This window comes from Sulfurivirga sp., assembly GCF_015490265.1.
Lineage (GTDB): Bacteria > Pseudomonadota > Gammaproteobacteria > Thiomicrospirales > Thiomicrospiraceae > Sulfurivirga.
Window position 1 is genome coordinate 1 of record NZ_WFYD01000088.1, and the last position, 7,118, is coordinate 7,118.

A 7,118-nucleotide genomic window follows, 5' to 3' on the forward strand; every position below is an offset into this window, starting at 1 on the left:
TCCTGCTGGTGATCGTGGCCGGCATCATCGCCTTCGCCATTGAGCGCTTCTTCAATCCCGAACCCATCCTGGGCAAGGAGATGATGATCATCGCCATCATCGGCCTGATCAACAATCTGGTGGTGTTTCTCATCCTGCACAGCGGTGACAAGCACAACATGAACATGCGTGGCGCGGCGCTGCACTTTCTGGGCGACACTTTCAGCTCGGTGGCGGTGATTACCGCGGCGGTGATCATCTGGCAGACCGGCTGGGTGTGGCTGGATCCGGCCCTGTCCATTCTGGTGGCGCTGATCATCGGCTACCACGCCTGGAACCTGACCAGGGACGCCACCCGCATCCTCATGGAAGGCGTGCCCGCAGGCTATGAGATCGAGGCCATCAGGCATGACCTGATGCGGAAATTCCCCTTCCTGACCGACGTGCATCACATTCACCTCTGGGCCATCGCCGAGGATCAGGTGCTCATCAGCCTGCACGCCAAGACCGATCTCGAACACATCAACGACCACACCCTTGCGGAGATCAAGCAGTACCTGTGGGACCACCATGGCATCCACCACGCCACCTTGCAGCTGGAATCCAAAGACAGCACAATCTGCGCCACGGACATTGAGGGAGAAGACGGCTGTGAAAGGGCTTGAAGGCAAACGGATACTGATCACCGGCGCATCCTCCGGCATCGGCGCCGGCATCGCGCGGGTGCTGGCGGGCGCCGGCTGTCGGCTGGTGCTGCACTACAACCGCAATGAGGACGGCATCCGCCGCACCGAAGCCGCCTGCCGGGAACGGAGGGCGGAGACCGCCGTGCTGCGCTGCGACTTCCGCCAGCCGGAGACGCTGGACGCCTTCTTCGACGCGGCGGCGCAGGCGTTTGACGGGCTGGACGCACTGGTCAACAACGCCGGCATCGTCCCCAAGGTGCCCAGCCTGAAAGACCCGCAGGGGGAGACCTTCGCCGAAACCCTGGCGGTCAACCTGCAGGCCCCCTATCGCCTGTCATGCCGCTTCGCCCAGCACTGCATCGAACGCGGACAGCCGGGCGTGGTGGTCAACAACTCCTCCATCCACGGCCACAAGAGCTGCGAATGGTTCAGCGCCTACGGCGCCAGCAAGGCGGCGCTGGATCGGCTCACCGAAGTGCAGGCCATCGAATGGGGCCAATACGGCATCCGTGTGGTGGGCATCGCCCCGGGCGTGGTGCCGGTGGAGCGCACGGAAAAGATTCTGGCGCAGGACAAGGTGAAGAAGGAATGGATCAAGCGCACCCCGCTGGGGCGCTATGGCGAGACCGATGAGATGGGCGAGGCGGTAGCCTTTCTGCTCAGCGATCATGCCGCCTGGATGACCGGCAGCACGCTCACCGTGGACGGCGGCCTCATCGCCCGTGGCGACTACCCCTTCCGGGAAGACATCCGCAACTGACGAGTCATCGTCAACGACGTGCGTGCCTGAGGACTGAGTATCCCATCAGAACCAGTGAGACTAGAAAAGATACGATAAGAATAACTTTGCCGCTGATCATTCCAGGTCCTCCAGTTCGTCGAGATAGCGATGAACCGCGCGATTAAGCCCCATGACGATCACCGATACAATGAGCAACGCAAGCGAAGCAACAATCAACTGCATTGTGGAAGCATTGTCATAATGGGTAAACGCCCATCCGGCAATGGCAAAAAATGCGGTCACCATCAGGGTCGTCCACATTTTCAGCCAGTTGATCTCGCTCTGAATGCGCTCTTTTCTGCTCATGCCGCCAACACTTTAGCACATCATTCCACCCGTACCCGGGCGAAGCGGCGTTTGCCCACCTGAAAGACGGCCTCCACGCCGGCAGGGATTTCTTCACGGCTGTCGGTCAACTTCTCGCCATCCCGCCTGACCGCACCCTGCTTGACCATGCGGTGGCCTTCGGAGGTGGAGGCCACCAGCCCCGCCTCCTTGAGCAGATTGGCCAGCGGCAGCGGACCCTTGACGGTCACCTCAGGCATGTCTTCCGGCAGGGCGTTCCTGCTGAAGCGGGTCTCGAAGTCCTTCAGCGCCGCCTCGGCTGCTTCTTCACTGTGGAAGCGCTCCACCAGCTCCAGCGCCAGTTTGATCTTGATATCGCGCGGGTTCTCGCCCTCGGCCACCGCCTGTTTGAACTGTTCGATTTCTTCCATGGGACGGAAGCTGAGCAGTTCGAAGTAGCGCCACATCAGCTCGTCGGAGATGGACATCACCTTGCCGAACATCTCATTGGGTGCATCCTGAATGGCGATGTAGTTGCCCAGGGACTTGGACATCTTCTGCTTGCCGTCCAGCCCCTCCAGAATGGGCATCATCAGCGTCACCTGCGGCTTCTTGCCGAAGTGCTGCTGCAGGTGGCGGCCCATCAGCAGGTTGAATTTCTGGTCGGTGCCACCCAACTCTACATCTGCCTCCAGCACCACCGAGTCATAGCCCTGCAGCAGCGGATAGAGGAACTCGTGAATGGCGATCGGCGAGCCGGATTTGTAGCGCTCCTCGAAATCGTTACGCTCCAGCATGCGCGCCACGGTGGTGGTGCCCGCCAGCCGGATCAGGTCGGCGGCGGAAAGGTCGTTCATCCATGCGGAGTTAAACACCACCTTGGTTTTTTCCGGGTCGAGAATCTTGAACACCTGTTCGGTGTAGGTCTTGGCGTTTTCCTGCACCTGCTCGGCGGTCAGCGGCGGGCGGGTGGCGCTCTTGCCGGTGGGGTCGCCGATCATGGCGGTGAAATCACCGATGAGAAACAGCACCTCGTGCCCCAGTTCCTGAAACTGGCGCAGCTTGTTGATCAGTACCGTATGGCCCAGGTGCAGATCGGGGGCGGTGGGGTCGAAGCCGGCCTTGATGCGCAGTGGGCGGCCTTCCTTCAGCTTTTCCACCAGTTCGTTTTCCGGCAGGATCTCCTCCACGCCGCGTTTGATGAGCTTGAGCTGTTCTTCTACCGGTTTCATGTCCTTGTCCTCAGCAGAGCACGGTGTCCGTATTCAGTTCCAGTTTGCCGGTCAGCTCGCTGACCGAACGCAGGCCGTTCTTTTCAAGATAGCGGCCGATGCCGCGGGCGATCTTCTGCACGATGAGCGGGTCCCTGGCCAGCGCCGTGCCCACCGCCACCATGGAGGCACCGGCCAGAAAGAACTCGATGGCGTCCTCGGCGCTGGCAATACCCCCAAGCCCGATCACCGGCACGTCATGCTGGCGGGCCACCTGCCAGACCTGATGCACCTTCAGCAGCGCCACCGGCTTGATGGCCGGGCCGGACAGCCCGCCCTGATTGTTGCCCAGCGTCGGGCGGCGGGTGTGAATGTCGATGCTCATGCCCATGAGCGTGTTGATGGCGCTGAGCATGTCGGCGCCCGCGTCGATCACCCGCCGCGCCCCTTCGGCGATGTCCGTCTGGTTGGGCGAGAGCTTGATGATCAGCGGCTTGTTGGTCACCTTGCGGCAGGCCTCCACCACTTTGGCGGACATGGCCGGATCATTGCCGAAGGTGACCCCCCCCTCTTTCACATTGGGGCAGGAGATGTTGACCTCGATGGCGTCGACAGGGGAGTCATCGAAGCGCTCGGTGACGGCCCGGTACTCCTCGATGCTGGAGCCGGAGACGTTGGCGATGAAACGGGTCTCGTCAAAATCGAGCTGCGGCAGGATCTCATCGACCACTCTGTCGACGCCGGGGTTTTGCAGCCCGATGGCGTTGAGCATGCCGTTGGGGGTCTCGTAGATCCGGTGTGGCGGGTTGCCGGGGCGCGCCTCCCGGGTGGTGCCCTTCAGGCAGATGGCTCCGGCATCCCGGTTGGAAAAGCCCTTTACCCGCGTATACTCTTCGCCAAAGCCGACGCAGCCGGACAGCAGCACCAGCGGGGTGTTGAACGGCAGCCCGCAAAAATCTACAGCCAGGGATCTCTCTGATTTTGATGCCATCGGATAAACCTATGTTTCATGTTGTTCTGTTCGAGCCGGAGATACCGCCCAATACCGGCAATATCATACGCCTCTGCGCCAACAGTGGCGGCACTTTACACCTGATTCACCCGCTGGGTTTCAGGCTGGATAACAAGCGTCTGCGCCGGGCCGGACTGGATTACCGTGAATGGGTCGGGGTGCAGGAACATGCTGATCTGACCGCCTTTATCTCGGCCTGCCAGCCGGCGCGGCTCTTTGCCTGCACCACGCGGGCGACCCAATACTACACCGATATCTCTTACCGCGCAGGCGATGCGCTGCTGTTTGGGCCGGAGACCCGGGGTCTGCCACAGCCGCTGCTGGACGGGCTGCCGCCGGAGCAGCTGATCCGCATCCCGATGCTGCCGGAGAGCCGGAGCATGAACCTCTCCAATGCCGTCTCCGTGATCCTCTACGAAGCCTGGCGGCAGCAGGGGTTTGCGGGGGGCGGTTAGCTTTCTGCCTTGATGCGCCGTGTCAGCAGCCGCTGCACCGCCTCTTTGGGGTCCAGCCCCTCATAGAGTATCCGGTAGACCTGCTCGGTGATCGGCATATCCACCCCCAGTCCAGCGGCCTTCTCGAAAATCTCCAGAGCGGTGCCGACCCCCTCTACCTCCTGCCCGATCTCTTTGCGCGCCTGCGCGATGGTCAGGCCTCTGGCCAGCGCCAGCCCCATGCGGCGGTTGCGTGACTGGTCATCGGTGCAGGTGAGCACCAGATCGCCCAGACCGGCCAGCCCCATGAAGGTTTCGGGCCTGCCGCCCACCGCCTCTCCCAGCCGCATCATCTCGGCCAGCCCGCGGGTGATCAGCGCAGCGCGGGTGTTGGCGCCAAATCCGAGGCCGTCGGCAATACCGGCGGCGATGGCCAGCACATTTTTGGTGCCACCGCCAATCTGCACGCCGATGATGTCGCTGCTGGTGTAGGCGCGAAAACAGTCGGAGTTGAGATAGCCGGCAAGGCACCGGGCATGCGCCTCTGAGGAGGAGGCGACGGTGATGGCGGTCGGCAGCCCGGCCGCCACCTCTTTGGCAAAGGTGGGGCCTGAGACCACGGCGATGGGGCGCTTGCCCAGCACCTCCAGCGCGACCTGGTGCAGCAGCTTGCAGCTTTTGGGTTCCAGCCCCTTGGTGGCCCAGCTGAGCGGGGTGTCGGCCGCAATCAGCGGCTTGACCGCCTCCAGTGTCTGGCGAAAGGCGTGGCTGGGCACGGCCAGCAGCAGCTCCTCTGCGCCGGTGACCGCTTCGCCCAGATCGGTGACCGGCTGCAACCGCTCCGGCAGCGGAACACCCGGCAGGTATTGCCGGTTCTCCCGATCCTGCTGCAGTGGTTCAATCTCCGCCTTGAGGTGCCCCCAAAGCCGTACCCGGTTGCCATTACGGCTGAGCAGGATCGCCAGGGCAGTGCCCCAGGAGCCTGCCCCCAGTACGGCGATGGTTGCGGTGGCTGGCATCGGTCAGTGTGTTGTGGGGCCGCTGTCCGCCTTCTCTTTGGCGATCTTCTCCGCCAGGTGCTGGGCATAGAGGGCGTCGAAGTTGACCGGGGTCAGCACCAGCTGCGGGAAACTCCCTTTGGTGACCAGGTCGGTGATCACTTCGCGCAGGTAGGGGAACAGGGTGTTCGGGCAGTAGCTGCCCAGCATGTGCCCCTTATCCTCTTCCGGAAAGCCGACCAGCCTGAAGATGCCGGCCTGCTGCGCCTCTACCAGAAAGGCGACCTTGCCATCGACCTTGGTGGTGACGGTGACGGAGAGGACAACCTCATAGCTATCCTCGCCCACCTGCTTTGCTTCGCTGTTGAGGTTGAGACTGGACTCGGGCTTCCACTCGGTGTTGAAGATTTGAGGGACATTTGGTGCTTCAAAGGAGATATCCTTGATGTAGATGCGCTGGATGGCAAACTCGCGTGGGGTTGTTTCGGCAGCGGCTGCCTTGTCGTTATCAGTCATTTTGGTGTCCAGTGGTCAGGTTTGTAGATGTCAGGGCTGTAGCAAGCAGTTATGCCTTCTCGGTCTCTTTGCTTTTTTTACCTTTCTTGCCCTCTTTTTTGCTCTCTTTTTTCCCTTTGCTGAGCGGCAGGTTAACGCCCGTCCATGAGGCCATGCCGCCTTTCAGGTCATAGACCTTTTCAAAGCCATTTTCATGCAACAGCTTGCAGATGCCACCCGATGTCGTGCCGGTGCTACAGACCACAATAATCGGCCGCTCCTTCTCTTTCAGCTGGTGCAGCTGGTCTTTGAAGCCGTTGCTGGGGATATTGATGGCATTGATGATGTGGCCTTTGTCATAATCGGCCATGGGCCGGACATCGACCACCAGGGCATCTTCCCGGTTGATCAGCTCGGTGACGCGGCCTGGATCAACAGCGGTTTTATTGGTGAAGCCCGCCCAGAGGTTCTGAACCAGCAGGCCCAGAATGACCGCCAGGGCGAGGAAGAGCAGGAAGTTGTTTCCAATAAATTCGTTAATTTGTTCCATATTTCATTTTGCCTGATTTGATATAAAACCCGGAGCTGCAGTGCGAGGGCCAATTCTGCTGGATTAGTGGCTCTGGGTGCAAAAGATCTCCCGCATCATTTTAATGAGGCGCAATGTGCGGTTGTCGCTGATCCGGTAGTAGACGCGATTGGCATCTTTTCGGCACGCTAGGATACCCTTGTCCCGCAGAATGGCAAGATGCTGGGAGATATTGCTTTGCGAGGTGCCGACATAATCGACAATATCCTGCACGCTGATCTCCTTGTTGCCCAGCACACAGAGGATCTTTAACCGAAGCGGGTGCGACATGGCCTTGAGGGAACGCGAGGCGCGGGCGATGTCGTTATCATCTATTATGGGGGGTTTCATAGGGTGGCTGCTGCATTAGCAAAACAGAATGGAATAATACTCTGTTTCAGCAAGGGTTGAGAACCCTCTCCTGTAGATGAATGGGGGGTTATCGTGATTCAATAGAAACAGAAGCCAGTGGGGCATACTCTTTAAACCTGGAAAACCATGAAGATAAAAACTGATGATAGCTAAAGGCAAGCCGGTAGTACTGCTCATTCTGGATGGCTGGGGGGCGCGGGAGGCAGCGGATGATAATGCCATCTATGGCGCACAGACCCCGGTGTGGGACCGGCTCTGGCAGCGCTATCCACATACCCTGATCAGCACCTCGGGGAC

10 protein-coding genes and 1 pseudogene are annotated in these 7,118 nt (G+C 60.4%); 4 read left to right on the forward strand and 7 right to left on the reverse strand.

Features of this window, described 5'->3' with window-relative positions; all coding sequences use genetic code 11:
* Both F8K16_RS05940 and F8K16_RS05945 read left to right on the forward strand, forming a co-directional pair.
* Nucleotides 1-644: cation diffusion facilitator family transporter (locus F8K16_RS05940; RefSeq protein ID WP_294948211.1), on the forward strand; the 644-nt coding region annotated here is incomplete at its 5' end.
* Nucleotides 631-1,425: an SDR family NAD(P)-dependent oxidoreductase gene (locus F8K16_RS05945; RefSeq protein ID WP_294948213.1), complete on the forward strand. Its 795-nt coding sequence runs from the start codon at nucleotides 631-633 to the stop codon at nucleotides 1,423-1,425. The genes F8K16_RS05940 and F8K16_RS05945, both read left to right, overlap by 14 nt.
* Before the next feature lie 96 nt (nucleotides 1,426-1,521).
* Here F8K16_RS05945 and F8K16_RS05950 read toward each other — a convergent pair whose 3' ends face one another.
* Genes F8K16_RS05950 through F8K16_RS05960 form a run of 3 tightly spaced genes read right to left on the reverse strand, consistent with a single transcriptional unit; the run spans nucleotide 1,522 to nucleotide 3,933 of the window.
* Nucleotides 1,522-1,752, reverse strand: coding sequence for a hypothetical protein (locus F8K16_RS05950; RefSeq protein WP_294948215.1), 231 nt, complete (start codon nucleotides 1,750-1,752; stop codon nucleotides 1,522-1,524).
* 20 nt (nucleotides 1,753-1,772) lie between these two features.
* Nucleotides 1,773-2,963, reverse strand: coding sequence for a tyrosine--tRNA ligase (gene tyrS / locus F8K16_RS05955; RefSeq protein ID WP_294948217.1), 1,191 nt, complete (start codon nucleotides 2,961-2,963; stop codon nucleotides 1,773-1,775).
* Between the two features lie 10 nt (nucleotides 2,964-2,973).
* Nucleotides 2,974-3,933 (reverse strand): dihydroorotate dehydrogenase, encoded by a 960-nt coding sequence (locus tag F8K16_RS05960; RefSeq protein WP_294948219.1) that lies wholly within the window; start codon nucleotides 3,931-3,933, stop codon nucleotides 2,974-2,976.
* Nucleotides 3,934-3,944: 11 nt separating this feature from the next.
* Here F8K16_RS05960 and trmL point away from each other — a divergent pair, with 11 nt between their 5' ends.
* Nucleotides 3,945-4,409 (forward strand): tRNA (uridine(34)/cytosine(34)/5-carboxymethylaminomethyluridine(34)-2'-O)-methyltransferase TrmL, encoded by a 465-nt coding sequence (gene trmL / locus F8K16_RS05965; protein WP_294948221.1) that lies wholly within the window; start codon nucleotides 3,945-3,947, stop codon nucleotides 4,407-4,409.
* Here trmL and F8K16_RS05970 read toward each other — a convergent pair.
* The 4 genes from F8K16_RS05970 to F8K16_RS05985 form a co-directional block, all read right to left on the reverse strand.
* On the reverse strand, nucleotides 4,406-5,407 hold the full coding sequence (locus F8K16_RS05970; protein WP_294948224.1) for an NAD(P)H-dependent glycerol-3-phosphate dehydrogenase: 1,002 nt from the start codon (nucleotides 5,405-5,407) through the stop codon (nucleotides 4,406-4,408). The genes trmL and F8K16_RS05970 overlap by 4 nt on opposite strands.
* A 3-nt stretch (nucleotides 5,408-5,410) precedes the next feature.
* Nucleotides 5,411-5,902, reverse strand: a complete 492-nt coding sequence (gene secB / locus F8K16_RS05975; protein ID WP_294948226.1) for a protein-export chaperone SecB — start codon at nucleotides 5,900-5,902, stop codon at nucleotides 5,411-5,413.
* A 49-nt stretch (nucleotides 5,903-5,951) separates the two neighbouring features.
* A complete protein-coding gene (locus tag F8K16_RS05980) occupies nucleotides 5,952-6,431 on the reverse strand; it encodes a rhodanese-like domain-containing protein (protein WP_294948228.1) in 480 nt (159 codons plus the stop codon).
* A gap of 63 nt (nucleotides 6,432-6,494) precedes the next feature.
* Nucleotides 6,495-6,800 carry a helix-turn-helix transcriptional regulator gene (locus F8K16_RS05985; protein WP_294948231.1) on the reverse strand — a complete coding sequence of 102 codons (306 nt, stop codon included), beginning with the start codon at nucleotides 6,798-6,800 and terminating at the stop codon, nucleotides 6,495-6,497.
* A 163-nt stretch (nucleotides 6,801-6,963) separates the two neighbouring features.
* Between F8K16_RS05985 and F8K16_RS05990 the strand changes: the two are divergent.
* Nucleotides 6,964-7,118, forward strand: a pseudogene (locus tag F8K16_RS05990) (2,3-bisphosphoglycerate-independent phosphoglycerate mutase); the annotation flags it as partial.

Bases quoted from the DNA above. Each gene is read 5' to 3' on its own strand.
- F8K16_RS05960 (WP_294948219.1), bottom strand. From the start codon at position 3,933: ATGGCATCAAAATCAGAGAGATCCCTGGCTGTAGATTTTTGCGGGCTG.
- secB (WP_294948226.1), bottom strand. From the start codon at position 5,902: ATGACTGATAACGACAAGGCAGCCGCTGCCGAAACAACCCCACGCGAG.
- F8K16_RS05985 (WP_294948231.1), bottom strand. From the start codon at position 6,800: ATGAAACCCCCCATAATAGATGATAACGACATCGCCCGCGCCTCGCGT.
- tyrS (WP_294948217.1), bottom strand. From the start codon at position 2,963: ATGAAACCGGTAGAAGAACAGCTCAAGCTCATCAAACGCGGCGTGGAG.
- trmL (WP_294948221.1), top strand. From the start codon at position 3,945: ATGTTTCATGTTGTTCTGTTCGAGCCGGAGATACCGCCCAATACCGGC.
- F8K16_RS05980 (WP_294948228.1), bottom strand. From the start codon at position 6,431: ATGGAACAAATTAACGAATTTATTGGAAACAACTTCCTGCTCTTCCTC.
- F8K16_RS05970 (WP_294948224.1), bottom strand. From the start codon at position 5,407: ATGCCAGCCACCGCAACCATCGCCGTACTGGGGGCAGGCTCCTGGGGC.
- F8K16_RS05950 (WP_294948215.1), bottom strand. From the start codon at position 1,752: ATGAGCAGAAAAGAGCGCATTCAGAGCGAGATCAACTGGCTGAAAATG.